General features: G+C 30.1%; 24 protein-coding genes, 1 pseudogene, 1 riboswitch and 1 other annotated feature. Of the genes and pseudogenes, 22 read left to right on the top strand and 3 right to left on the bottom strand.

Going from position 1 to position 26,994, the window contains the following annotated elements; translation table 11 throughout:
• Positions 1-61: 61 nt before the first annotated feature.
• The 14 genes and pseudogenes from RCG18_RS22385 to RCG18_RS22320 all read left to right on the top strand — a co-directional run bounded on the left by RCG18_RS22385 (position 62) and on the right by RCG18_RS22320 (position 16,159).
• Complete coding sequence (locus tag RCG18_RS22385) at positions 62-1,843, top strand: stage V sporulation protein D (protein WP_308038204.1); 1,782 nt, start codon at positions 62-64, stop codon at positions 1,841-1,843.
• Positions 1,844-2,280: 437 nt separating this feature from the next.
• A complete protein-coding gene (locus tag RCG18_RS22380) occupies positions 2,281-3,435 on the top strand; it encodes an amidohydrolase (protein ID WP_308038203.1) in 1,155 nt (384 codons plus the stop codon).
• A 428-nt stretch (positions 3,436-3,863) separates the two neighbouring features.
• Positions 3,864-4,301 (top strand): GNAT family N-acetyltransferase, encoded by a 438-nt coding sequence (locus RCG18_RS22375; RefSeq protein ID WP_308038202.1) that lies wholly within the window; start codon positions 3,864-3,866, stop codon positions 4,299-4,301.
• Positions 4,302-4,351: 50 nt separating this feature from the next.
• A complete protein-coding gene (locus RCG18_RS22370) occupies positions 4,352-4,894 on the top strand; it encodes an HAD-IIIA family hydrolase (RefSeq protein ID WP_308038201.1) in 543 nt (180 codons plus the stop codon).
• Between the two features lie 370 nt (positions 4,895-5,264).
• Entirely contained in the window at positions 5,265-6,218 is a 954-nt protein-coding gene (locus tag RCG18_RS22365; RefSeq protein ID WP_308038200.1) for a MerR family transcriptional regulator, read from the top strand.
• Between the two features lie 811 nt (positions 6,219-7,029).
• Positions 7,030-7,704 (top strand): HD domain-containing protein, encoded by a 675-nt coding sequence (locus tag RCG18_RS22360; RefSeq protein WP_308038199.1) that lies wholly within the window; start codon positions 7,030-7,032, stop codon positions 7,702-7,704.
• Positions 7,705-8,002: 298 nt separating this feature from the next.
• Positions 8,003-8,161, top strand: a pseudogene (locus RCG18_RS22355) (RNA polymerase sigma factor); the annotation flags it as partial.
• Between the two features lie 114 nt (positions 8,162-8,275).
• On the top strand, positions 8,276-8,431 hold the full coding sequence (locus tag RCG18_RS22350; protein WP_308038198.1) for a hypothetical protein: 156 nt from the start codon (positions 8,276-8,278) through the stop codon (positions 8,429-8,431).
• A 90-nt stretch (positions 8,432-8,521) separates the two neighbouring features.
• Positions 8,522-8,686: a DUF255 domain-containing protein gene (locus RCG18_RS22345; RefSeq protein ID WP_308038197.1), complete on the top strand. Its 165-nt coding sequence runs from the start codon at positions 8,522-8,524 to the stop codon at positions 8,684-8,686.
• Positions 8,687-8,723: 37 nt separating this feature from the next.
• A complete protein-coding gene (locus tag RCG18_RS22340) occupies positions 8,724-10,358 on the top strand; it encodes a thioredoxin domain-containing protein (protein WP_308038196.1) in 1,635 nt (544 codons plus the stop codon).
• Positions 10,359-10,580: 222 nt separating this feature from the next.
• Positions 10,581-12,605, top strand: coding sequence for a methyl-accepting chemotaxis protein (locus RCG18_RS22335; protein WP_308038195.1), 2,025 nt, complete (start codon positions 10,581-10,583; stop codon positions 12,603-12,605).
• Positions 12,606-12,678: 73 nt separating this feature from the next.
• Positions 12,679-12,902: a binding site (T-box leader), on the top strand.
• 147 nt (positions 12,903-13,049) lie between these two features.
• The gene (gene argS / locus RCG18_RS22330) at positions 13,050-14,741 is read left to right on the top strand and encodes an arginine--tRNA ligase (protein ID WP_308038194.1); all 1,692 of its coding nucleotides are present in this window, start codon (positions 13,050-13,052) and stop codon (positions 14,739-14,741) included.
• 168 nt (positions 14,742-14,909) lie between these two features.
• Positions 14,910-15,707, top strand: coding sequence for a ribonuclease H-like domain-containing protein (locus RCG18_RS22325; protein WP_308038193.1), 798 nt, complete (start codon positions 14,910-14,912; stop codon positions 15,705-15,707).
• 71 nt (positions 15,708-15,778) lie between these two features.
• Positions 15,779-16,159 (top strand): CBS domain-containing protein, encoded by a 381-nt coding sequence (locus tag RCG18_RS22320; protein WP_308038192.1) that lies wholly within the window; start codon positions 15,779-15,781, stop codon positions 16,157-16,159.
• Between the two features lie 91 nt (positions 16,160-16,250).
• Here the strand turns inward: RCG18_RS22320 and RCG18_RS22315 are convergent, their stop codons facing one another.
• The 3 genes from RCG18_RS22315 to RCG18_RS22305 are packed head-to-tail and all read right to left on the bottom strand — an operon-like array spanning position 16,251 to position 18,445.
• Positions 16,251-16,400 carry a FeoB-associated Cys-rich membrane protein gene (locus RCG18_RS22315; RefSeq protein WP_374118966.1) on the bottom strand — a complete coding sequence of 50 codons (150 nt, stop codon included), beginning with the start codon at positions 16,398-16,400 and terminating at the stop codon, positions 16,251-16,253.
• Positions 16,401-16,430: 30 nt separating this feature from the next.
• Positions 16,431-18,191, bottom strand: coding sequence for a ferrous iron transport protein B (gene feoB, locus RCG18_RS22310; protein WP_308038191.1), 1,761 nt, complete (start codon positions 18,189-18,191; stop codon positions 16,431-16,433).
• 26 nt (positions 18,192-18,217) lie between these two features.
• Positions 18,218-18,445 carry a ferrous iron transport protein A gene (locus RCG18_RS22305; RefSeq protein ID WP_178907587.1) on the bottom strand — a complete coding sequence of 76 codons (228 nt, stop codon included), beginning with the start codon at positions 18,443-18,445 and terminating at the stop codon, positions 18,218-18,220.
• A gap of 258 nt (positions 18,446-18,703) precedes the next feature.
• Between RCG18_RS22305 and RCG18_RS22300 the strand changes: the two genes are divergently transcribed.
• The 8 genes from RCG18_RS22300 to larA all read left to right on the top strand — a co-directional run bounded on the left by RCG18_RS22300 (position 18,704) and on the right by larA (position 26,974).
• Entirely contained in the window at positions 18,704-19,105 is a 402-nt protein-coding gene (locus RCG18_RS22300) for a PilZ domain-containing protein (protein ID WP_308038190.1), read from the top strand.
• Positions 19,106-19,215: 110 nt separating this feature from the next.
• Positions 19,216-19,324: riboswitch (SAM riboswitch) on the top strand.
• 98 nt (positions 19,325-19,422) lie between these two features.
• Positions 19,423-20,379 (top strand): methionine ABC transporter ATP-binding protein, encoded by a 957-nt coding sequence (locus RCG18_RS22295; protein ID WP_308038189.1) that lies wholly within the window; start codon positions 19,423-19,425, stop codon positions 20,377-20,379.
• Positions 20,380-21,024, top strand: coding sequence for a methionine ABC transporter permease (locus RCG18_RS22290; protein WP_308038188.1), 645 nt, complete (start codon positions 20,380-20,382; stop codon positions 21,022-21,024).
• 218 nt (positions 21,025-21,242) lie between these two features.
• Positions 21,243-21,995, top strand: coding sequence for an HAD-IB family hydrolase (locus tag RCG18_RS22285; RefSeq protein ID WP_308038187.1), 753 nt, complete (start codon positions 21,243-21,245; stop codon positions 21,993-21,995).
• A 92-nt stretch (positions 21,996-22,087) separates the two neighbouring features.
• A complete protein-coding gene (locus tag RCG18_RS22280) occupies positions 22,088-22,759 on the top strand; it encodes a ribonuclease H-like domain-containing protein (protein ID WP_374118965.1) in 672 nt (223 codons plus the stop codon).
• A 51-nt stretch (positions 22,760-22,810) separates the two neighbouring features.
• Positions 22,811-23,506 carry a FadR/GntR family transcriptional regulator gene (locus tag RCG18_RS22275; RefSeq protein ID WP_308042083.1) on the top strand — a complete coding sequence of 232 codons (696 nt, stop codon included), beginning with the start codon at positions 22,811-22,813 and terminating at the stop codon, positions 23,504-23,506.
• 600 nt (positions 23,507-24,106) lie between these two features.
• A complete protein-coding gene (locus RCG18_RS22270) occupies positions 24,107-25,615 on the top strand; it encodes an L-lactate permease (RefSeq protein WP_308038186.1) in 1,509 nt (502 codons plus the stop codon).
• 84 nt (positions 25,616-25,699) lie between these two features.
• Positions 25,700-26,974, top strand: a complete 1,275-nt coding sequence (gene larA / locus RCG18_RS22265; protein WP_308038185.1) for a nickel-dependent lactate racemase — start codon at positions 25,700-25,702, stop codon at positions 26,972-26,974.
• Positions 26,975-26,994 lie beyond the last annotated feature (20 nt).

Here is a 26,994-nt window from a genome sequence, read left to right as displayed (position 1 = left end):
TATTAAGTATAATCTAAAATTAGAGACAAGGTCAAATTAAAATTATTAAAGAGGCAATAAGATGAAGAAAAGAATTTTTATTAAAAAACATAGGTTTATAGTTGTTTTGATATTTATATGTACAGTATTTCTAGCACTTGTTGGACGACTTTTTTATGTAATGGTAGCAATATCTCCAAAATATAAGGCTATTGCTGATGAACAACAAAAAAGTGAAATACAAATTAATGCGAAACGAGGAAGAATACTTGATAGAAACGCAAATGAGTTAGCTATAAGTGTGGATGTTTACCGAATAGACTTAGATTTAAAAACTATAAGACAAACGTTAGAAAATAATACTATGACTTCTGATGAACTGGCCAATAAACTTGCACCAATACTTAATATGAAACAAGAAGGTATCGCTAAGATACTAAATTCAACTCTACCTAGTGGTTTGCCAGCTAGTTCTGCTGTGCTAAAGAGAGAAGTAGATAAATCTGAAGTAGATAAAATTAAAGCTTTAAATATTAGAGGGATAATTGTGTCTCCAGATACGAAAAGGTATTATATTAACGGCAATTTTTTATCAAATGTATTAGGATATGTAAACTCTGATGGTAAAGGTGTTTCAGGAGTTGAATCAAGCTATAATAAAGAACTTTCAGGAACTTCAGGTAATATTATTTACGAAAAAGATGTAAAGAATAACCCATTGCCGTATGATAATCCTGAGTATGTACAACCTATAGATGGTAAAGATGTTGTTCTAACAGTAGATGAAACAATTCAGGATTATGTTGAAAAAGCTGCGCAGAAAGCATTAGAAAACAACAAAGCTAGAGCAGTGAATATTATAGTTATGAACCCCAAAAATGGAGAAATATTAGCAATGGCAAGTAAACCAAGTCTTGACATCAATAATCCATCAAATATTTCAAGTAATTCTAAAGACGTTCAAAAACTTTGGAAAAATGCCTCTGTTCAAGATAACTTTGAACCAGGGTCTATTTTTAAAGTTATAACTGCTGCTTCAGCACTAGAAAGTGACACTGGACTAAATGATACATATATAGATAATGGAAGTATAAAGATTGGTAATACAGTGATTCACTGTTGGAACTTAGATGGTCATGGTAAGCAAAACTTTGTAGATATAATAAAGAATTCTTGCAATGTAGGATTTGTAGAATTAGGACTTAAGTTAGGCAAGGAGAAACTCATATCTTTTGCGCAAAAGATGGGTTTTGGTAAAAAAACCGGTATAGACTTACCTGGAGAATCTTCAGGTGTTTTAAGAAATGCAAACAAGACAAATGATGTAGATTTGGCAACTTTGGCTTTTGGACAAGGAGTTGCAGTTACTCAGGTCCAATATATGGCGGCTTTTAGTGCTGTTGCTAATGGAGGAACATGGATAAGGCCGCACGTTATGAAAGATATTGTTCACTTTGATGATAATAATAAAATGTTTATAGATAAAAAATATAGCGATTATGGTAAAAGAAATGTTTTTGATGCAAATCTATCATCAACTTTAAGACAGGATTTGGTAAAGGTTGTTACTGAAGGTGTGGGACAAAATGCATTTGTACAGGGGCTTGATATTGCTGGAAAAACAGGTACTGCACAAGTAGCAGATGCTGAAACCGGTAAATACGCTCCAGGAAAATATATGTCTTCCTTTGCTGGTATGGCTCCAGCTGAGAATCCAAAAATAACTCTTTTAGTAAGTGTAGATCAACCAGATGGCTCAAACTATTATGCTGGAGAGGTTTCTGCGCCTGTAGCAAGAGATTTGTTTAGCCAAATATTTAATTATATTGCAATCAAAGGAGAAGAAAATGTGTTAGGTAAATAGGCTGAAACTAGGTCAAAATTTTAAGTTTATTATAAAAAGTAATTAATACAGATGAAACCTAAAAATAGAAATAAGGATCGTTTTTGGAACTGAAAAAGTTATAATCTTTTTCAGTTCCAGTTTTTATATTTTCTAGTATTAAAGCTATTCCCAAAAACAAAACGCTAAAAGCTAATGCAATTATTTTTTATAAAAAATATATTAAACAGGAAAATTATCTTAATGTATAAAGTGAATGTGAAAGTAAAAAAGCCAAATTAACAAACCTTTTAATTAAATTAATGCTTTAATATATGAAAACTAAAAAGGAGATGAATTCAATTAAGTACCAGGCATATAAAATAATACTGTAGAATAACATCTTTATAGAAGGGAGAAATTGCAGTATAACGTTGTCATATATTTATCTAAAATTAAGTTTTCTAGGGGGAGTTAAAATGTTATTAATTAAAAATGGAACAGTGCTAACTATTTCAGGAGAATCTATTGAAAATGGAGAGGTATTAATAAAGAACAATAAAATTGTAAAGGTTGGCGTAAATTTAAAGGTTCCATCAGACTGTAGTATTTATGATGCAAAGGGCGGATACATAATGCCGGGAATTATTGATGCTCATTGTCATATAGGTATTTGTGAAGATTGTATGGGATTTGAAGGTGATGATGTAAATGAAATGAGAGAAGTAGTTGGTCCAGAGTATAGAGCAATTGACGCGATAAATCCAATGGATTTTTCTTTTAAAGAAGCTTATGAAAATGGTGTTACAACAGTATGTACTGGCCCAGGAAGCGCAAATGTAATAGGCGGTCAATTCGCGGTAATAAAGACAAAAGGAAAAAGAATAGATAAGATGATTGTTAAAGCACCAGTAGCTATGAAAGTAGCTTTTGGAGAAAATCCTAAGAGATGTCACAATGAGAAAAATGAAGTACCAACAACGAGAATGACTACAGCTGCTATATTAAGAGATTGGTTATTTAGAGCTAAGTATTATATGGAAAGCAAAGAAAATGCAGTAAAAGAAGGAAAAGCTCCAAATTTTGATATGAAGCTTGAAGCTTTACTTCCCCTTTTAAAGGGAGAGATAGTAATGAAGGCTCATGCTCACAGAGCAGATGATATATTTACATCTATAAGAATAGCAAAAGAATTTAATTTGAAATTGACATTAGATCACTGTACTGAGGGGCACCTAATAGCAGATGAATTATCAGAGGAAGGTTATTCAGCTATAGTTGGACCAACACTGGGTTGCAGACCTAAAATAGAACTTAAAGAACTAACTTTTGATACACCAGTAGTTCTTCATAGTTCCGGTGTAAAAATAGCACTTATGACAGATCATCCTGTTATTCCAGTTCATTATCTTCCACTATGCGCTGCACTAGCGGTTAGGGCAGGCTTACCAGAAGAAGCTGCATTAAAAGCTATAACATTAAATCCAGCAGAAATACTTGGGATAGAGGATAGAGTCGGGTCGTTAGAAGAAGGGAAAGATGCAGATATTGTTGTATTTGATAAGCATCCATTTGATATTCAAACTAAATCCCAGTTAGTTCTAATTGATGGTGAAGTAGCATATAAGAGATAGAAATAGTCTAGTGCCTCTCTCTTTTTAAGCGGGAGGCATTATAATTGTATAATCTAACAGTATTTTATATCTTATCTACTGTTATTGTAATTGGATTATACAAATCATTGAGGTATTAACTTACTTTGTTAAAATATAATATGTGACGTATTTAATAGAATAATTCGGTGTTGAATGATAATTTTATTTCTATTTATTTTGATTAGTTTTAATGAATTAATTTTAAATACATAATTTAATTATAAATGTGCAATTTAATGTTTAATACCCTAAAAACCACTGCAGATCAATGTCTTGTTACTTTGTATATTAAATAAAAGCACTTTTCCCAATATTTATAGCAGTAAAGGCAATAAACATTGAAAAAATTTAGATTATAATACAGATGTATATAAAAATTAAATCTAGAAGAAAGCAGTGGAGGAAATATGATTACTATAGTGAAGATAACATATAATGATTTAGATGATTTGTTAAGCTTATACGAGGAACTCTTAGAAAGAAAAACAAATTCACAAAAATTTAGAAAGAACTTTGACTGGATTAATTCAAATAAAGATTATTTATTAATTGGGGCAAAGAATGATAACGGGAATTTAGTTGGTTCATTGTTTGGAATTATTTGTAAGGACTTAGGTGGTGAGTGCAGACCATTTATAGTTATTGAAAATGTTATTGTGAAAAGTAGTTGTAGAAAAATGGGAATAGGAAAGCAACTAATGAGTTTCATAGAAGAGTTTGCACGTAAAAGAAACTGCAACTTTACTATGATCATTTCAGCTTTTAAAAGAAAAGATGCGCATAGATTTTATGAATCAATTGGATATTCTAAAGATGTTGTTCAAGGATTTAAAAAATACCTATAGTAAAAATATTATCTTAAGATATTGCTACAAAGGAGAAGGGAGAATAAAAAATGGATACTATTATACATGCAGTATTTATTGATAGAGATGGAACCATTGGAGGAGACTGTTCAGTAATTTACCCGGGTGAGTTTAAGTTATATCCATTCACAGAAGAAGCAATAAAACTTCTAAAAAGTTTAAGTATAAAGGTATTTGCATTTACTAATCAACCAGGAATTTCCAAAGGAGAAAGTACTGTGCACAATTTTGAGAAAGAGTTGTTTGAATTTGGATTTGATAAGGTGTATATATGTCCACACATCCCGGAAGATGAGTGTTCTTGCAGAAAACCAAGTCATGAACTGTTAATAAAAGCTTCAACCGAATATAATATTGACCTAAAAAAATGTGTTGTAATTGGAGATAGGTGGAGCGATATGGTGGCAGGTGATAATGCTGGAACAAAGAAAATACTAGTTAAGACGGGTGCAGGTACCGAATCCTTGGGGAAATATAGAAGTAAATGGTCAAATGTACAACCAGATTATATAGCAGAAAACGTTTTGGATGCAGTGCTGTGGTTATTGTCATCAAGCAAAGAAAAATTGTAAAATACCATTCTTCTACTATAGAATGCTTTTATTTGTGTAACAACTAAAAAACGAACAATTTGTCAAAACACTGTATTATTCAAAGTTGAATTCTATGGTGTTTTTGTGTCGCATTGCAAAGAGTATGTGCATGTAACGTAGTTTTAAGATATATATGTGCATACTGAAAAAAATGCGACATAACTATTAAAATTAGAAATATGAATGGGGATCTTTGAAAATCGAATAATGAAGTGAGTAATTTTTGTGATTTAAAATGATTTTATTCTAAGTTAGATATTAAAAAAAGGTATTGACATGCACCCTACAGACACCATTAGTATAAAATTAAAGAATTAAAAGTTTATAAATTTTATGGGAGGCATACAATATGAATATTAAGATTGCATCAGAGAAAACTGGTTTAACAAAGAAGGCGATTAAATACTATGAGAGTGAGGGGTTAATTAGCCCTTTAAAAAGATGTGAAAATAATTATAGGGAATATTCAGATGATGATATTGTTAAGCTGAATTTAATTGGAGCACTGAGAGCTTTAGACATACCAATTTTAGATATAAAAGATGTGATTGCAGGTAAAAAAAGTTTTCAAGAAATTTTAATGGAGTCTCTAACAAAAATAAATGAAAATATAAATCACTTGGAAAAAAGTAAATTGATCATTACAAGTCTTATAGAAAATAATTTAGGTAATTACAAAGCATCAGGAGAGCAAATTAGAAAACTAAGAGAAACATTAGAGTTATCTAGAGATGGTAAAAAAGAATTTATATCAGAGAACTTACTTAGAATATTTCCAGGAAACTTTGGACAGTTTATTGTTGCTATGTATGAACCATTTTTAAGGATTACAATTGATAATGATGAAAAAAAGAAAATATGGTTAAGACTTGTGGAATTTTTAGATTCTGCAGATGAAATAGATGAAGATACTTTAATAATAGAAAAAATTAATAAATCAGGTACTGATGAGTTAGATGGATTAAAAAAGATGATGAATGATCAAATTAAAAATTCATTAAATTGTTATGACAACGTTAAGGATAGCATGATAAATGATCAAATTCAATTAATAAAGTCTTTAAAAGAAAATGAAGAAGCTAAAGATAAATTTACTAAAGGTATTGAATTGGCAAAACAACTAAACAAGATAGTTTACCCAATTCAAAAAGATTTTGAGGAATATCTATGTATACTTAATGAAGATTATAAAAAGTACAAAGAAAATACAACTAAGATATTGTCTGATGTTAATAAAGTAGTAAAAGATAAACTAGGATATACATCAAATGAATTAATACAAGCATTTAATCAAGAAAATTAGAATACACTTTTTTATTTAATATCACAATTGAAAAAGTTAATAATTTATCTTAACACCGCATTATTCAAAAATTAAGTTAATACATTAAAAAATTAATATATACCTTATTTATAATTATTGTCGTATCATAGAAAAACTACTTATATAGATGAACAAGCTATTAAATAGCAAATAAGTATGCTGCATTAATCCTAATATAAAAATATATTGGTCAGATACAGTTGATACATGTCATTGAAAGAATTTTTGTTAAATGATGTGAATAAGTTATCCTATTTAAAAATAAAAGATAGTACTTTCAATTAATATTGTGGGTACTTTTTTTATATATAAAATTATGGATGGTAATTGAATTTTGTGAATTTGAATTTATATAAAATAGCGATTTAACGAGTTTAGAGTGAGTTTAAATGGTTGTAATGATGAATTTTGATGTAGAGGTGTTAATAAATAAAAGTTAACTAGAACGCTCTAAACAAAGATTTAAATGGGTTGTTTTTAATGTAAAAAGTGAATATCAGTGTTTAATAGCATGTCATATTAATATATCTACCTGTTATATAGCGTTTGATAGAAATAATATCAACGAATTATTCATTAGAGGTCAGGAGCCTATTTTTTACAGATAGGCTCTCTATTTTTTCAAAGCAGAATAATTTAAGGCTCTGTTAAAGAATAATGTTGAAAATTGATTATTTGTTACAAAGTAGAGTATTAAGTATCAAGTAGATATAAAATTGAGTAATTTGACAAAGGAACACATGTTTGGTATCTTGTATTTATGGAAATTTTATAAATAGGAGGAAGATATATGAATACAGAAACCAAACATAGAAAGATTATAGAAATTGTTCAAGATAAATTAACTTGTTCAGCACATAATTTAGACCATGTATTTAGAGTTTATAATCTTTGTTTATTACTTGCAAAATATGAGAAAGATGCTGATTTAGAAATCCTTATTCCATCAGCATTACTACATGATATTGCGAGGGTTGAAGAGAGCCAAGATAAAACAGGGGAAATTGACCATGCTGTTTTAGGCAGTGTAATTGTAGAGGATATATTAAGAGATTTAGAATATGAAGAAGATAAAATCGAGAAGATAAAGCACTGTATTATAGCACATAGATTCAGAACTGGAAATGAACCTAATTCAATAGAAGCAAAAATACTCTTTGATTCAGATAAACTGGATGTTATAGGCACAATTGGAATTGCTCGTACTTTTATGTTAGCAGGACAATTTGGGCAAAGACTAACAGTAAATGAGTCATTAAATGATTACCTCAAATCTAACACTGTTGAAAATGGAAGAATAAAAGATGTTTCAAAACATACACCTTTTATTGAATACGAAGTAAAATTTAAAAAAATTCCAGATAAATTATATACTCAAAAAGCAAAAGAAATTGGAAAAGAAAGGCTTGATTTTATGGAGATGTATTTTAATAGATTAAAATTAGAAATAGATGGTATGAAATAAAATTATTTGATACAATACCAGAAAACCTAACATATCCATTAATTCAACCGCATTTATTTAAAAAGATCGAAGATGTGTACAATCAAGTAGAGATATGCTAATACATATTATTCTTATGAAGCGCCATATATAGAGTAGAAAGTAATATAATTAACTTTTATTCAAGGCTAAGAGGATCTAATCTGAACAATTTATTTTGATTTAAGTAAGCGTGTCAAACAGCACGCTTAATTTTTTTTGAAAAGATTGCAACGATATTTAGTTTCAAGAGTCTTATATATGAAAGCGAGGTGAAACTGTGACTGATTTTGAAGTTATATACTCTCAATATTTTACTGATGTCTATAAATACGCCTTGTCACTATCTCGTAATAAAATTTTGGCAGAGGAACTAACTCAGGAAACATTTTTCAAAGCTTTGAAAAGCATAGACAAGTTTAAAGGCGAATGTAAAATGGGCCCAATCTGACTTCTACTGTATGAAAAATCAATGGACATAGGGCCTCAGTTTAATCATACTTAGTCTTTAATTTGTATTACATCTTTTAATTAGACCAGAACTGATATTGAAATGGAATATACAGATGTAACAGTGAAAGAAAAGATTATAAACGGAAAGAAATTTAAAATAACAGTAAGAGCGAATATGCCGTCACCAGAAGCTATAAAAAAGTGTGCTGAAACAATGGTGAGAATACTAAGAGAAATAGATGAAAGAAAAGAGTAGGAGATTAGTCCTATCCTTTTTTTGTTTAGGGACTTAAAGCAGTTACTCTTGGTTATACTATTTATAAAAATTATATAAGGAGGTGGTGTTATGAACAATTCAACAAAAGTACCCAATAGATTAATAAATGAAAAATCATCATATCTGTTACAACACGCATACAACCCTGTTGATTGGTACGCATGGAGTGAGGAAGCATTTATAAAGGCACAAGCTGAAAATAAGCCTGTCTTCTTATCTATTGGGTATAGCTGAGTGGTTCACGAAAAATACTTGTCATTGGTGCCACGTTATGGAGCGTGAATCTTTTGAAGATGAAGATGTAGCAAAAGTATTAAATGAAAACTTTATTTCTATAAAAGTAGATAGAGAAGAAAGACCCGATATCGATAGTATATATATGGCATTTTGTCAGGCTTATACAGGAAGTGGTGGATGGCCACTTACTATAATAATGACTCCAGATAAAAAACCTTTCTTTGCTGGAACTTATTTTCCAAAAGAAAGCAAATATGGCCGACCAGGATTGATAGAACTATTGGATTCTATATATGATATGTGGAGTAAAGAGAAAAAGAGACTGATAGACTATAGTCTTGAAATGATTGATCAGATAAATATACAAACTGAAATTGAAATTGATGAAAATGATAAAATCGATGAAAGTGTTATAAAGGAAACCATACAGTCTTTAAAACAGTTTTTTGATAAAAGATATGGTGGTTTTAGTAGAGTACCTAAATTCCCAACACCACATAATATGTACTTTTTATTAGAGTATTACATTAAAACTGAAGATAAAAATGCTCTAACCATGGTTGAGGAAACCTTAAAACATATGTATAAGGGAGGAATTTTTGATCATATAGGATTTGGATTTTCCAGATATTCTACTGATGAAAAGTGGTTAGTTCCTCATTTTGAAAAGATGCTTTATGATAATGCACTTTTATCCTTGATTTATACAAAAACTTATGAAATCACAAGAAAAGAATTGTATAAGAAAATTGCAGAGAAAATATATACTTATATGATAAACAATATGATATCACCGGAGGGTGGATTTTATTCAGCAGAGGATGCAGACTCAGAAGGGGTAGAAGGCAAGTTTTATGTATGGGATATAGAAGAAATAGAAAAAGTACTTGGAAAGCAGGATGGGAAAACTTATTGTGAACTATATGGAATAACCGAAAAAGGAAATTTCGAAGAGAAAAACATACCTAATTTAATAAGTACGGATATAGAAAAAATAGAGATAAACGAAAATCTAAAAGAACAACTGGAAAAAATAAGGATTAAACTATATGATTACAGAGAAAAAAGAATACATCCTTTTAAAGATGACAAAACGTTAACATCATGGAATGGCTTAGCTATTGCAGCCTTTGCTTATGGTGGAAGAATTTTTAACAATCAAAAATATATTGAAATATCTGAGCGAGCAGCTGATTTTGTATTAAAAAAACTTATTCGAGATGATGGAAGACTTCTTAGCAGGTACCGCGAAGGAGAATCCGCATATGCAGCAGTACTAGAAGATTATGCATTTATAATATGGGGGCTTATAGAACTATACAAAGCTAATCCTCAGCCTAAATATCAAGAAAAATCTCTTTATTTGCATGATCAAATGATAAAACTTTTCTGGGATGAAAAGCAAGGTGGTTTATACTTATATGGATTAGATAGCGAAGAGCTTATAGTAAGACCTAAAGAACTTTATGATGGTGCTATTCCTTCTGGAAATTCCGTAGCTACATTCAATATGTTAAGGCTTTATGATATCACTGATGATACTAAGTTTAAACAATTTGCTGAGATACAATTTAAAACATTTGGCACAACAGTAAAAAGAAACTCAATTGCATATACTCATTTTATAACAGCATACATGAACAGTTTCAATCAGTTTGAAGAGATATAATATTCATTCAATTGAAAATATTGGTATTATATGTAATTTGTAGGATATATTTGCAGATGATTACTGCAAATATCTCCTATTTTGCGTAGTTTAGCGACAAAAAGTATTTTTTTGCTAGATTTTATGCAAAATTTAACAAGGAATTATTGAAGTTTATAAAAAATTAATGTAAAATTTAATCGTAATGAAATAAATATCAAAATATAGAATGGAGTGGAGTTATTGAGTAATATTATAAAAAATAAAAACTCTCTAAAATTTAGAATAACAGTAAGCTCCTTGTTAGTAGTACTGTTATCTACAATTATACTTGCTGTCGTCTCATATAACGTCATAAGTAAAAAATTTCTAAGTCAAGTTAAAGAAGATGGGATGCTTTTGACAGAGGAAATAAGTGCTGAAATGCAAACTAACAATGCTATACTTAATCAAGTAGACAAATTGTTAGGTGAAAAAATTTCAACAACAGCCTACTTAGTAGGACATAATGGTAATTTTTCTAACGAATATCTTACTGAGATTGCAAAGTCCATAAATGTACAAGAGATAAATATTGTTAATGCAGATGGAGTAATATTATATTCTAATCTACCATCAAGCATTAATTATAAATATCCTACTGATCATCCTGTACAGGCTGTTCTAAAAGGATCACAAGGTGAACTTATTGAAAAAATAAGAAAAAGTAGTAGCAGTTCTGATCAGAACTATTATAAGTATGGAGCAGTTGCGTTAAAGAATGGTGGACTTGTTCAAGTTGGGGTAATTGCAAATGAAGTTGCAAAATTAGGTAAAGAAGTAGATGATCAAACGTTAGTGGACAGGCTAAGTAAAAAATCAAATATAGTTTATGCTTTGACAATTGATCCAAATTTAAAAGCTACAGCCCATAGTGATAAAAGTAGAATTGGAATAACATTAACTGATGCTGGAAGCAAAGCTGCGATAAAGGAAGGTAAAACATATTCTTCTATATATAACTATAAAGGAGAGGATGTCTATGATGTTTTAATTCCTATAAAAGATGCTAACGGGAAAATAATAAAAGCCGTAAACATTGGTCTTTCACTTAAGAATCAATATGCTGCTTTAAATAATATATTAATAAGTTTTGCATTAGTATCCATCTTTACAGTTTTAGTAAGCGGATTAATACTTAGAGGAATAATAAGAAGAAATTTAAATCCTTTAAATGATTTAACAAAAGCAGCAGAAAATGTATCTCAAGGTGATCTAAGTAAAAATATTCAAATAAGAACTAATGATGAAATCGGAGTACTTGGTATAAGCTTTAATAATATGATTGAAAATCTTAGAGCTATAACTGCTAAAATTAATGAAGTGTCACAAAATCTTGCAATATCATCAAAATCATTATTGTCATCTACTGAACAGGTAGCTGAAGTTTCAGAAGAAATCTCAAACTCGACACAAGAAGTTGCAGATGGAGCTGAAAAGCAAGTAAGAGCTGCTGAAGATGTATCTCAAAGCATGAAAAATGTAGTTAGTAATATATCAACAATAAAAGATCAAGTTACAAATGTAATGAAGTTCTCAGATGATACAAGTAGACTTGCATCAGATGGAAGAGAAAAAATGGACAATATGGTCAATCAAATTGGAATAATAAAAAATAGTGTAAACTATTCCTCAAAGGTGATATCAGAACTTCAAGAAACATCAAAACAAATAGGTAATATTGTACAAATAATTGATGGAATTGCAGATCAAACTAATCTTTTAGCTCTTAATGCTTCAATTGAAGCTGCTCGAGCAGGAGAAGCTGGAAAGGGGTTTGCCGTTGTTGCAGAGGAAGTTAGAAAGCTAGCAGAAGAATCTATGAGATCATCAAATAATATTAAGGATTTAATTATTTCTACACAACAGAAAACCGATAAGGCGCTGATTGCAATAGAGGAAGGTAACAGAGAATCTGAGAAGGGGCAGTCGATTGTAAAAACTGTGGGAGACTCATTAAATGAAATTATAAAATCCTTTGATGAAACAAGAACTAATTTACAAAGAGTTAATGAAATGATTATTAATTCTAAAGATAATATTGATAGGATGGATGATAACATTAACGAAATTCAAGCAGTTACAACAAATACAGCTGCTAATACAGAAGAGGTTGCAGCTTCAACGGAAGAGCAAACAGCTGTACTTCAACAGGTTACAGAAAGTGTTCAACAGCTAACTCAAATGGCATTAGAGTTAGAAGATAGTATAAAAATATTTAAAATATAAAGAATATATCATATAACAAAAAAGTCTTGACAAATATTAAAATATGGTAATATAATGAGTTGTAATTTATATAGTAATTTCGTTGAAGAGAAGAGTACTTTTAGTAAGTTCTAAAAAGCGAACAGGGATGGTGAAAGCCTGTAGGAAAGCTAAATAGGAAGAGAATCTTGGAGAAGCTTATGAAAAAGGTTTGATTTCAAATCACAAGTAAGTCGTTAACTGCGTTAAAGTTTTGAGTGGATTTGGCAAATGCCAGTTCAATAAGAGTGGTACCGCGGATATATACCCGTCTCTATTTTAATAGAGACGGGTTTTTAATTTAAGCAGCCATATAAAATCTCCGATTTTGATATGATCGCTTACTCAGTGAGTACTCATTCGACGATAAGAGAAGGAGATTCATTTTATATAATTTAATATAAAAAATAATAGGGAGGTTGCAATATGGATTATAAAAAGCTAGTTGCAGAAAGAATAAAAGAAAATGTTGATTTAGAGTTAGATACTATTGAAAGACTTATAGAAATACCACCGAAATCTGAAATGGGTGACTATGCTTTTCCTTGCTTTCAGTTATCTAAAGCTTTGAGAAAAGCACCTAATATGATTGCTCAAGAGCTAAAAGAAAAATTAAATAATGAAGGATTTGAAAAAATAGATAACTTAGGTCCTTATTTAAACTTTTTTGTTGATAAATTTGACTTTACAAAAAATGCAATAGAAAAGATATTAACAGAAAAAGATAGTTATGGTTCATCAGACTTAGGCCGTGGGAAAAATATATGTGTTGAATATTCATCAGTTAATATTGCAAAGCCTTTTCATGTAGGTCATTTATTTGGCACGGCTATAGGTAGATCTTTATATGAAATGTTAAATTCACAAGGATATAATTGTGTTAGAATAAACCATCTTGGTGATTGGGGAACTCAGTTTGGAAAGCTTATATCAGCATATAAAAGATGGTGTGATGAAGAAGCTTTGGAAAAGGAACCTATAAGTGAATTGTTAAGAATTTATGTTAAATTCCATGACGAGGCAGAAAAAGATCCATCTTTAAATGATGAAGGTAGAATGTACTTTAAGAAATTAGAAGACGGATGTGAAGAAGAAGTAAAACTGTGGCAAAAGTTTAAAGATTTAAGCTTAAAGGAATTCGAAAGAGTATACGATATGCTTGGAATAGAATTTGATTCTTATGCTGGAGAAAGTTTCTATTCTGATAAAATGGATGCTGTAATAGATAAGATTGATGAAAAAGGAATATTAGTAGAGAGTAATGGCGCAAAAGTTGTAATGTTAGATAAATATAATATGCCTCCATGTATTATAAAAAAAGCAGATGGAGCTACTATATATGCTACCCGTGATTTAGCTGCAGCAATTTATAGAAAGAAAACTTATAATTTCGATAAGAGCATATATGTGGTTGGAGCAGGTCAGTCTCTTCATTTTAATCAAGTATTTACTACATTAAAGCTTATGGGAAATGATTGGGCAGAGGATTGCAATCATGTAGCTTATGGATTAGTTAGATTCGCAGACAAGAAACTATCTACAAGAAAAGGTGATGTTGTATTACTAGAGGATTTATTAAATGAATCTATTGAAAAAACATTACAAATAATAAATGAAAAAAATCCTGATCTTGAGAATAAGGAAGATGTAGCAAAAAAAGTAGGCATAGGTGCAGTAATATTTGCATATTTAAAGAACAGCAGGGAAAAAGATATAGTATTTGACTGGAGTGAAATATTAAGCTTCGATGGTGAGACTGGTCCATATGTACAGTACAGTTATGCAAGAGGAAAGAGCATACTTAGAAGAGCAGGAGAGGTTAATGTAGAAATAGACTATAGCAAATTAAATTCTGGTGAAGAATTTGAACTTGCAAAGTCTCTTGAAGGTTTTAATAAAGCTATACTAAATTCTATAGATAGATTAGAGCCTTTTATAGTAACAAGATATTTAATAGAGGTTGCTAAAGGATTTAACAAGTTCTATAATGCTCACAGCATTATGAACGCAGAAGATGAAGCTACAAAGAACGCTAGATTAAAGTTAGTGGAAGCAACTTGCCAAGTGTTAAAAAATGGTTTAGGTTTGCTTGGAATACAAGTAGTAGAAAAAATGTAATATTTATATATAAAAGGCAATGGATTTTTATCCATTGCCTTTTATATAGTTTTCAAATATACTACATTATTATATAATAGATATTATAAGTTAATTTAGTTATATGATAAAATTAATGATTCCATTTTAAAGTTGTGGTATGTAGTAGCAATAGTTTGGAGGATTATAATGTTAGTTAAAGAGTATAATGAGTCGCTGAAGATAAACAAAAATATATTCAGTGACTACGGCATGAGTGGTATAGCATATTTTGATATAGAAACTACAGGTTTTGATAAAGATGACGATAATATAATACTAATATCATTTGGTAAATTTAATGATGAGAAGAATTTTTGTATAAAGCAATATTATGCTGAATCTTTGGAAGACGAAGAAGAGATACTGTATAATTTTTTAACAGATTTACAAAAGTACAATACTTGGTGTTCTTATAACGGAATTGCATTTGACGAACCATTTATAGGAAAAAGAATTGAAAAACACAATGTAGCCCTTAATACTCCTAAAAATCACGTTGATTTATATAGAATCATCAGGCCTTATTATAAACAGCTTGGAATAGAGAGATGTAATTTAAAAGGTGTAGAAAAATATATAGGAATAAAGAGAGAAGATCAAATAGATGGCGGAATAAGTGTAGATTTATACAAGGAGTTTTTATTAACAGGGGAAGATAGATTAAAAAATATAATTATGCTTCATAATTATGAAGATGTTTTAAGTTTACCTAAAATTCATGAGTTTATTTTTAATATTGAAAATAACAAAAACCTAATTAGAGAAAATGTAATTACTGAGAAACAACTAAGATATTTGAAAAGTCTATTGAATAAAAATAATATTTTACTGGATATAGATTTAGAAAGAGTGTCAAAAAAAGCCGCATCTAGAACCATAGATCAAATATTAAAAGGTTGTAGAGATTGTAACGAGTTAAGCAATATAATAAATAACAGTTATTAAAGTCCAATTTTCTTTATTATATCCTATATATTTTATGATTTATAATTTTAATTATATAAAGGGGGATATTTATGTTAAGTAAAATAATAACTTACGACATTATTAAATTAAGCCCAAATGATACTTTGGTTAAGGCACTAGAGATAATGAATGATAACAATATCAATGGTGCACCGGTAGTAGATGAGAGCGGATTATTGGTAGGAATGATAGTAAAAGCGGATATATATAGATTTTTAATGGATCAGGGACATTATGATACTTGTCCAGTAGAATGGGTCATGACTAAAAAGGTCATAACTGCAGCAAAAGATGAAGACGTTATTGCTATTGCAGAGAGATTAAGAAAAAATGACATAATTGCTATACCAATAGTGGACAACAATACTATATTAGGCTTAGCTACTATTGAAAATATAGTTGACTACTTTATTGAAACCTATGGTAAATAATTATGACTTGTCTAATATATTAATTTTCAAAGATTATTAAATACAATATAAAAAAATCTGTCTTAATCATAATAAGACAGATTTTTTATTTCTATTGTTTACTTGAATTTTTATAATTAGGGCAGTGACTGCTGCAGGAGCCACAATCACAACTACCTGAACCTTTTTTCTTTAAGTTTCTATAGAATATGCAAACTGCAGCTATAACTATAATAGAGGTAACTATAATTTCTACTGCCAATTCCAACACCTCCACAATTAATATTTAATCTTATAATAAAGAACCTATTCTAAATACTATAAAGGATACAATCCATGCAAGTACAAATTGATAAGTTAACGAAAATGCAGCCATCTTCTTACCGTATTCTTTTTTCATGGTTGCAATAGCTGAAATACATGGAGTATATAGCAATACAAAAACTAAAAATGCATAAGCAGATACAGGGGTAAATCCGTGCACCAAGGAAGTTTGTAGATTTCCTCCATAAATAACACCCATGCTGCTTAAAACTACTTCCTTAGCCATAAGTCCTGTAAGTAAAGAAACTGAATTTTGCCAAGTACCAAAGCCTAAAGGTCCAAATAATGGTGCTATAGTTCTACCAATAGAAGCTAAAATACTATTATTCATTTCAGTCATTCCATGTAAATTAAAATTAGATAAAAACCAAATTATTACGGATATTGCAAATATTATACCTCCAGCTTTTTTCAAGAATCCTTTTCCTTTATCCCATGTATGAAGCATAACATGTTTAAACTCGGGCATTTTATACTCAGGAAGTTCTATTATGAAAGGTTCTTCTTCCTTTTTAAATAAAGTATTTTTAAATATTATACCTATTATAAAAGATAAAAATATTCCTAAAACATAAAGTGATAACACTACAAGAGTTTCTTTTCCTCCAAAGAATACGGAAGTAAACATGGCGTACACTGGAAGTCTTGCATTACAGGACATAAGCGGTGCTAAAAGTGCAGTAAGCTTTCTATCTTTTTCACTTTCAAGAGTCCTAGCAGACATTATTCCAGGCACCGAACACCCAAAACTGACTATTAGCGGAATAAATGCCTTTCCTGATAATCCAGCTTTTCTCATTAATTTATCCATTATAAAAGCTGCTCTCGCCATATATCCACTATCTTCAAGAAATGATATTCCGAGAAAAAGAGCAAGGATAACAGGTAGAAATACTATTACAGAACCTACTCCTCCAACAATGCCATCTATTAACAATGAACTGAACCAAGGGCTAGTACTAGATAATGCTTGATGTAAAAAAGGAATTATAGCATCATCTAGAAAACCGCTAAGCATATCCGCTATAGGTTGTCCCACCCAACTGAAGGTGAATTGAAAAATTAATGCTAATATTCCAAAGAAGATAGGGTAGGCTAAAAATTTATTAAGCACAATTTTGTCTATTCTTTCAGTTACTGAAACAGACTCCGTTTTGTTATAAGATAAACACTTATTTAGAATACTACTTATGTAGTTATATGCTTCTTTTTCATGCTGAAATTGATAACCATTATCAGTTGGAAGTTGTAAAAAATCGCCACCATTCAGCAAATTTTTCAACTCATCTATACCTTTGCCTTTGGAAGCTACAATAGGTAAAATCTTAACGTTTAGTTCTTTAGCTAGACAAGAATAATCTATTTTAATGCCTTTAGACTCAGCTACATCTACCATATTAAGAACTAAAATTATAGGTTTATCAAATTCTTTAAGTTGAGTAGTTAAATATAAATTTCTTTCTAGGTTAGATGCATCAACTATATTTATGATTACGTCTGCATTTCCATCAAGTAAATAGTTTTTCGCAACTTTCTCTTCATTAGAATATGTGTCCATGGCATAAATGCCAGGCAGGTCTATTATTTTAACATTGTTATTAATGAAACCTTCTTTCTTTTCTACTGTTACTCCAGCCCAGTTTCCTACATATTGGTTTGAACCAGTGAGAAGATTAAAAAGAGAAGTTTTACCCACGTTAGGGTTGCCAAGCAAAGCTGCTGTTATCATTTAAAAACCTCCTTCAAAAGTGTTATTTAACGGGAATTTGTTATAAATATATTTTTAGCATCTTGTTTACGTATTGCTAAATCAAATCCTCTTAAGTTTATAATTAAAGGATCTCCAAAAGGTGCAACAGTCTTTAATGCAACTTCTGTTCCTTCTATACATCCTAAAGCAAGAAGTCTCTTAGCTAGTTTTTCATCTCCACTTATATTTTCAATTAAAGCTTTTTGTCCAGGTCTTAAATCACAAATACTCATTTCTACCACCTCGTAATGAAAATCATTATCAATTATTATAGATTAATAATATCATCTTTAAAAGCTTATGTCAATAATAACTAGAATATATCTTTAAGTCATTATCATACTCCTCTGATAAAGTTGTATTTTTCAGATAAAATTTAATTTTTATTAAAAAATATTTTAAATAAATAGTTAGAAATTGAAGATATAAGGTATAAACAATGGTATAATATATATACTGTAACGTACAAACTTATATAGAAGAGGTATACAATGGTTTTTAAAAACACAGTACATAAAAATGGAGATTATATATATAAAAGCTCAGACAAAAAACCAGAAAAAAGATTTGCTAACAGAGCAGAATTTTACACAGATATATACTATCCTACGGTAAATAATAAAAGTGTTTATGAGCAATATAAATTTGAAGGACCAATTATGAGAACTATTAATCTATCAAAAACTGGTATTTTAATTGAAAGTAAGATAGCCTTACAAATAGGAGATTTTATTAATTTTACTTTAAAGATAGAAGATAATCCATCTTTTTGGTGTCTTGCGGAAGTGAAAAGAATTACTATTAAAGAATCCTTTTATTATATAGGCTGTGAATTTATTTCATTAGATATGAATCAAATTAACATTATAGAAAAATATGTAGAAAACCATTAAAATATACTCATATTTGCAATAGTAGTAACTCTTAAGTTAACTAGCAAATAATGTTGACATTGAATTTTTATGCTGTTATAATGATTAAAGTAAAATAAAATACATTATCTAACTTATCAAGAGTGGTGGAGGGACTGGCCCTATGAAGCCCAGCAACCGGTGTTACTTTTTTGTAATACAACGGTGCTAATTCCTGCAGCGAAGGCTGGGAGATGAGAGGAATCTACGAATTTTAAGCTCGAGGTTTTCCTCGGGCTTTTATTTTTTTACCCATTAATATTTTTATGAAGTGATCATTGTTTAAAGGAGGAAAAGTAGTGATAAAAATTAGTGGAGTTAGCAAAAGTTTTTCTGAAAAAATGGTATTAGAAGATGTAACTTTAAATATAGAAGAGGGGGAGATATTTGGAATTATAGGTCATAGTGGTGCAGGTAAATCGACATTGCTAAGATGTATAAATGGATTAGAGTCTTATGATACTGGAAGTATAAAAGTAATGGATAAAGAAGTTAAGAATCTTGGAGAAAAAGAGCTTAGAGTTTTTAGAAAAAATTTAGGCATGATTTTTCAAAATTTTAACTTATTAAATAGGAAAAGTGTCTTTGACAATGTGGCACTTCCATTAGAAGTTTGGGGTGTGGACAAAGTTGAGATGAAAAATAGAGTTGAGAAATTATTAAATCTAGTTGGTCTTGAAGACAAAATGAACAATATGCCCAGGGAATTAAGTGGAGGACAGAAACAAAGAGTAGCAATAGCAAGAGCACTAGCTCTAAACCCTAAAGTTTTGCTTTGCGATGAAGCAACTTCAGCTCTTGACCCAAGTACTACAAAATCTATACTACAACTTTTAAAAACTATAAATGAAAAGTTAAATATTACAATAGTCATTGTAACTCATCAGATGGAAGTAATAAAAGAAGTATGCAGTAAAATTGCTATTATGGATGCTGGTGAAGTAAAAACTGTAGGAGATGTAGAAGATTTATTTTTAAGGCCAGATGCCAACTTAAAGAAATTGCTAGGTGAAGATAAAACTCTTCCTGTTTCAGGACTAAACATAAGAATATTCTTTCCAAAAGAAATCAGTGAGCAAAGTATAATAACATCTATGGCAAGAGCTCTAGACATAGATTTTTCAATAATATGGGGAAAATTAGAAAGGTTTAGAGATGATATACTCGGAAGCTTAGTAATAAATATTGATGAAAATGATAAGACGAAGATCTGTGACTACTTAAATTCAAAATCTATAAATTGGGAGGTAGAATAAATGTTATTTAATGAAATATTATTTCCTGCTTTAGCAGAAACTTTATATATGGTCTGTGTTTCTACTGTGTTGGCAGTAATTTTAGGATTTATACCTGCAGTTTTGTTAATCTTAACACAAGAGGTCGGGTTAAAACCCAATAAGAATGTTCATAAAGTTCTTGATGCTGTTATAAATTTATTAAGGTCATTTCCTTTTATAATATTAATGATTGCAATATTTCCATTTACTAAACTTGTAGTTGGTAAATCAATTGGAACAACCGCGGCTATAGTTCCACTAACAATTGCTGCAGCGCCTTTTGCTGCTAGAGTAATAGAGTCTTCTTTGAAGGAAGTAGACTCTGGAGTAATAGAAGCCGCAAAATCTTTTGGGGCCAGCAACCTTCAGATAATCTTCAAAGTTATGCTTAAGGAAGCTATGCCATCTATAGTACTTGGAATAACATTAACTGTAATAAGTGTCGTAGGCTATTCCGCTATGGCTGGTGCCGTTGGCGGTGGTGGACTAGGTGCTGTTGCTGTAAATTATGGTTATTATAGATTTAAAACAGATGTTATGATTTATACTGTAATAATGCTTATATTTTTGGTTCAAGCTTTTCAAAGCTTAGGAAATATACTCTATAAAAAACTTATAAAATAGAAGAAAACTTATATTAGGCGATATATCAGTAGTTATTGTATAAAATAAGCTTCAGATAGAATAATAATTTTATCTGAGGCTTATTTTAGGCAAATTTTAATTAAAAAAATTGTAGTTGGAATAATCTATTTTTAGGTGTAACATTATACTATATTAGCATATATTGATTTTAATAATATTATATATGGTTATTTTTAGGGAAACAAGCAAATTACCCAGTGTTTCGACTAAAAGGAGGAGAAAAACATGAATATAGCAGCTTTTTTGATATTGATGGCACTTTGTATAGAGAAGGATTAATTGCTGAAGTTTTTAAAAAACTTGTAAAATATGAGATAATACCTTCAGACAGATGGTATAAAGAAGTAAAGCCTGAGTATGAAAAATGGGATAAACGACAAGGAAACTATGATAATTATTTGTTAAAGATGGCAGATATATATATAGAAGCAATAAAAGGTCTTCACAAATCACAAATAGAATTCATAGCACGAAATGTGGTATCTCAAAAAGGAGATAGGGTTTATACCTTCACTAGAGATAGAATAAAATGGCATAAAGAAAGAGGTCATAAAGTTATAACCGTTTCTGGAAGCCCTGCAGAACTTGTTAGAGAAATGGCCATAAAACACGGTTTTGATGATTACAAGGGAGCAATATACTTGATGGATAAAGATGAAGTATATACTGGTGAGGTTCTTCCAATGTGGGATAGTGAAAGTAAGAGAAACGCTATTGATGAGTTAATAAAAAAATATAATATCGATATATCTCAAAGTTATGCATACGGTGACACAGCAGGAGATTTTTCAATGATGCAGATGGTTAAGTATCCTGTATGCGTAAATCCTACTCGAGAAATTTTAAAGAAGGTTTTAAATGACGAAGAAATTAAGAAAAGAGTACAAATTATAGTTGAAAGAAAAGATGTAGTATATAATCTTAATGCAGATTGCATTGACATATTCTAATTTAAAGTATATTATATGTAACTTTATATGAAAAAGTGATATAATATAACAACATAGTAATTTGCACAATTAATTTAGAAAAGAGTGGTATAGTGATAGAAAGACATAATAGCATAGAGGTTGAAAAACTAACTGAAGAAAATTCTTTAGTTATAGATGGAGATAGCCATCTGTACAAGGAGGCCATTTTTTTTGACCTAGAGCATTATATTTATAAAAAACCAATTTGTGTAGGTGTTTTTGGTTGTTGTTATTATGATGAACAAAAGCATAAGTTAGAAGTAACTCAATATATGATAGAAAATAAAATGGATGTAAAAAGCATATTATTTCTTGCAAAGGACTATTTTAATCTAATGAGAACCAAATATAATAAAAAATATATTGTCACTTTTTCAGGTAATAACGATTTTACAGTAATTAATTATCTATTCCAAAAATATAACGTTGACTTGGCTATTGAAGAAAAGTTTACCCAAATTGACCTGCAAAAACAATATGAAAAAGAAAATAATACTTCTATAGGATTAAAATCTTTAGAAAGACAATTTAATATCTTTAGAGATACAGAAGTAATAAGTGGATCTAATCTAGCTAAGACTTTTAGTAAAATTATAAAAGATAATGACTATATAATTAGAATGCCTGAAGAGAAAAAAGAAAAAATTCTCTTGTATAATGAACAGGACGTTGTAAGCTTATTTCATATATATACTAATTGGAATAATACTTTCGACACTGAACTAGTGGCAATTAGGGAATAATTATATACTATATATGATTAATTTTGTATGGAGATAAGGGGTTTGATTAAATTGTTTAAACCAATAAAAAGTACAAAGGTTTATGAGCAAGTAATAGAGCAAATTAAAAGTATGATTGTAGATGGCAATCTTAAAAAAGGAGATAAATTGCCTTCTGAAAGGGAGTTAGTTGAACACCTTCAAGTGAGCAGAACTTCTATAAGAGAAGCCTTAAGAGCACTTCAAATTATAGGATTAATAGAATGTAGACAGGGCGAAGGCAATTATATACGAAATAATGTAGAGAATAGCTTGTTTGAACCTTTATCAATAATGTTTATGCTTCAGGAAAGCACTCCTGCTGAAATTATAGAGATTAGAAAAATACTTGAAGTTGAGACTGCAGCACTCGCAGCTCAAAGAATTTCAGATGAAGGACTAGATAGTATAGAAATATTAATAAAAGCATTTAAAGGTTCTAATAATGAAAGCGACAATGTTAAAATAGATAAAAAGTTTCACTATGAAATAGCACAAGCTTCTAGAAATTTTTTAATTGTTAACATTTTAAATGCCATATCTTCTCTAATGGATTCATTCATAAAAGAAGCAAGAAAAAGAATACTTGTTGATGAAAATAATAGAGAAGTATTGTCTAAGCAACATGAGGATATATATGAAGCTCTTAGAGCTCATAATTCAAAGAAAGCGGCAGAAGCCATGAAAAAGCATTTGGATTTTGCAAATGAATACTATAAGGATTTTTAAAGCTTTTAAAAGGATATCAGTTTATTATTAAAAAACTGATATCCTTTTATTTAAGCCATCTGAAAGAAAATAACTAGTTAGTATTCTAGTCTATTTTACTTATTATTTTCTTTTAAATGATCAATTGTAATTTATATAGAATATTTTTATGCTAAAATATATTTTAACAATTCGAAATAATTGTTATTTTGATAACAATTATAGAAATATAATAAATAATATGATATTATAACATTAGTGGTAATACCATACTACCACCAATGTTTTCTAACGTGAATTCAATTAAATATACAGTATCAAAGATAAGTTTTATCCCTTTAAAAATCTGGAGCTTTAATTATTTAGTTAATAGTATTTTTAACATATCTGTTAATTTAATAACCTCACTTAATAGCTTCAGAGAATTTTTTTAAAATTTTAAAAAAATTTTTACTATAAATAATTAAATATAAACACTGTTAGTATAACGTTTACAGAAATCTCCCCAATTTTCGAGATGGTGTTAACGAAATAACTATTATAGAAATAGTCTGAATATTATGCTAGAATCGAATCAATCAATGGTCATACCATATTACCTATTTCTATTGGGGGATAAAAATGAATATGTATTTACTGTTTTTTATTGCGTTAATACCTATAGTTTGGCTTATGGTTTCACTAGGAGTATTAAAGACACCAGGTCATAAAGCAACACCAATCACTTTAGGGATAACCCTGTTATTAGCAATTGCAGTATGGAAAATGCCTGCAGTAGACGCTATAAAGGCAGGAGTGGAAGGAGCAGCTAACGCTATTTGGCCTATAATTGTAGTAATAATTGCAGCAGTATTTATCTACAACTTATCCATATATACAAAAAGTATGGATTTAATAAAAAATATGATGACTGGTATTACAACTGACCAGCGAATCTTGGTTCTTATACTTGCATGGGGATTTGGTGGATTCCTTGAAGCTATTGCAGGTTTCGGGACAGCAGTTGCAATTCCTGCTAGTATTATGGCGGCACTTGGATTTGATCCCATATTTGCTGCAATCATATGTTTAATAGCAAATACAACGCCAACAGCTTTTGGCGCTATAGGGCTTCCAGTATCAACTCTCGCTAAACTTACAAATTTGGATCCTAATATGCTAAGTTATGCAGTAGGCTTACAGTTATCATTGTTAATTGTTATTGTACCAGTTGTGTTAGTAATGCTTACTGGTAAAAGTGTTAAAGCAATCAAAGGAGTTTGGGGAATAGCATTAATATCTGGACTATCTTTCGCTATACCAGAAGTGTTAGCGGCTAAATATATTGGCGCTGAACTTCCAGCAATACTTGGTTCCGTAGTATGTTTAGCTGTAACTATAGGTTGGGCTAAAATCTTCCATAAGGATAAAGCAGCTAAAGATATTGATCAAATATCTTTCAGAGAAGGATTTATGGCATGGGTTCCATTTATACTAGTATTTATAGTTATAATATTTACAAGTTCATTGTTCCCAGGAATAAGTAAAAATTTATCTAAAATAAGTACCGTAGTTAAAATATATCACTCGTATACCTTTGTTTGGATTAACAATCCTGGATCACTAATTATTATAGCAGGAATTATGGGAGGATTAATACAAGGTGCTAAATTCAGTGAAATATTAAAAATCCTTGGAAAAACGGCTAAACAGATGACTAAGTCAGCTATCACAATAGTAGCAATAGTATCATTGGCAAAAGTTATGAGCTACAGTGGGATGATTAAATCTATAGCAGTAGTTTTAGTTGCAGTTACAGGACATGCGTATCCAGTAATATCACCTATAATAGGAGCTCTTGGGACTTTTGTAACCGGTAGTGATACCTCTGCTAATATATTGTTTGGACCGCTTCAGGTAGAAGCAGCTAAGTCTTTAGGATTGAACTCTTATTGGCTGGCAGCAGCAAATACAGGTGGAGCTACAGCAGGTAAAATGATATCACCACAAAGTATTGCAGTTGCTACAGCGGCTACAGGACTTACAGGTGCCGAGGGCAAAATATTAAATGCAACACTTAAATTCTGCATAGTATATGTAATCGTTCTAGGTATTATAGCGTACTTTGCAGGTCCTATATTTGGGTTTTAACAATTAATTATTAGTATAAGAGATAATAATTTAACTTAATTAATATTATGTAAATTCGTTCATCATAATAAGGAGGTAAATCATATGGCAAAAATCAAAATACCTTATCACAAACAAATGTGGGAGGTAGAAGTTAATGATAAAAACTTGGTTGGGATTTTAGAGTCAAAGGCAGAGAAATATAAAACAGAATTAACCCAGCAGCAAATTGTTGAAAATGCTTTAGACAATCCTATATATAGTTCTAAACTTGAGGAGCTAGTTAAAGATAAAAATAACATGGTTATCATAACTAGCGATCATACAAGACCAGTACCAAGTAAAGTAACAATGCCCATACTGCTCAGAAGAATAAGAAAAGCTAACCCTAATATTGATATAAAAATACTCATAGCAACTGGATTCCACAGAGCAACTACAAAAGATGAGCTTATAAATAAATTTGGTGAGGAAATAGTAGAAAAAGAGCAAATTATAATACATGATTCAACGGACAATAGCAGTTTAGTAAAGATAGGAGTTTTACCTTCTGGTGGAGAGCTTATAATAAATAAGCTAGCGGCAGAAACAGAATTGCTTATTGCAGAAGGATTTATTGAAGCTCACTTCTTTGCAGGGTTCTCCGGTGGTAGAAAAAGTGTATTACCTGGCATTGCATCAGCAAAAACTGTAATGGCAAACCACTGCTCAGAATTTATAGCAAGCCCACATGCTAGAACAGGAATACTTGAAAATAACCCTATTCACAAAGACATGCTATATGCAGCAGAAAAAGCACAGCTTGCATTTATACTAAATGTGGTAGTAGATAGCGAAAAGAAAGTAATAAATGCCTTTGCTGGACATAGAGAACGTGCACATGAACAAGGATGTAATTTTGTATTAGAACTTTCAAAAATAGATAAGGTTAATGCAGATATAGTAGTTTCAACTAACGGCGGATATCCGCTGGATCAAAATATTTACCAAGCGGTTAAAGGAATGACAGCTGCTGAAGCTACTTGCAAAGAAGGCGGAGTAATTATTATGGTTGCTGCCTGTAATGATGGACATGGAGGCCAATCTTTCTATGATAATTTAGCAGATGCAAAATCACCAGCAGAATTGTTAGATAGAATAGCCAAAGTGCCAAGAAATGAAACGGTACCAGATCAATGGGAGTTTCAGATTCTAGCTAGAATGCTTAATAAGTATACAGTTATAATGGTTACGGATATGTGTGATCCGATAATGATAAAGAATATGCATATGGAACATGCTTTTTCCTTTGAAGAAGCATTAAATAAGGCCTATGACATAAAAGGTAAAGATGCAAAAGTAGCTGTAATACCTGATGGTGTATCAGTTATAGTTAGATAACTATGAAAACTTTAATATAA

The organism is Clostridium sp. OS1-26, assembly GCF_030915445.1.
Classification (GTDB): domain Bacteria; phylum Bacillota; class Clostridia; order Clostridiales; family Clostridiaceae; genus Clostridium_AM.
This window is presented reverse-complemented; position numbering and strand designations above follow the sequence as displayed.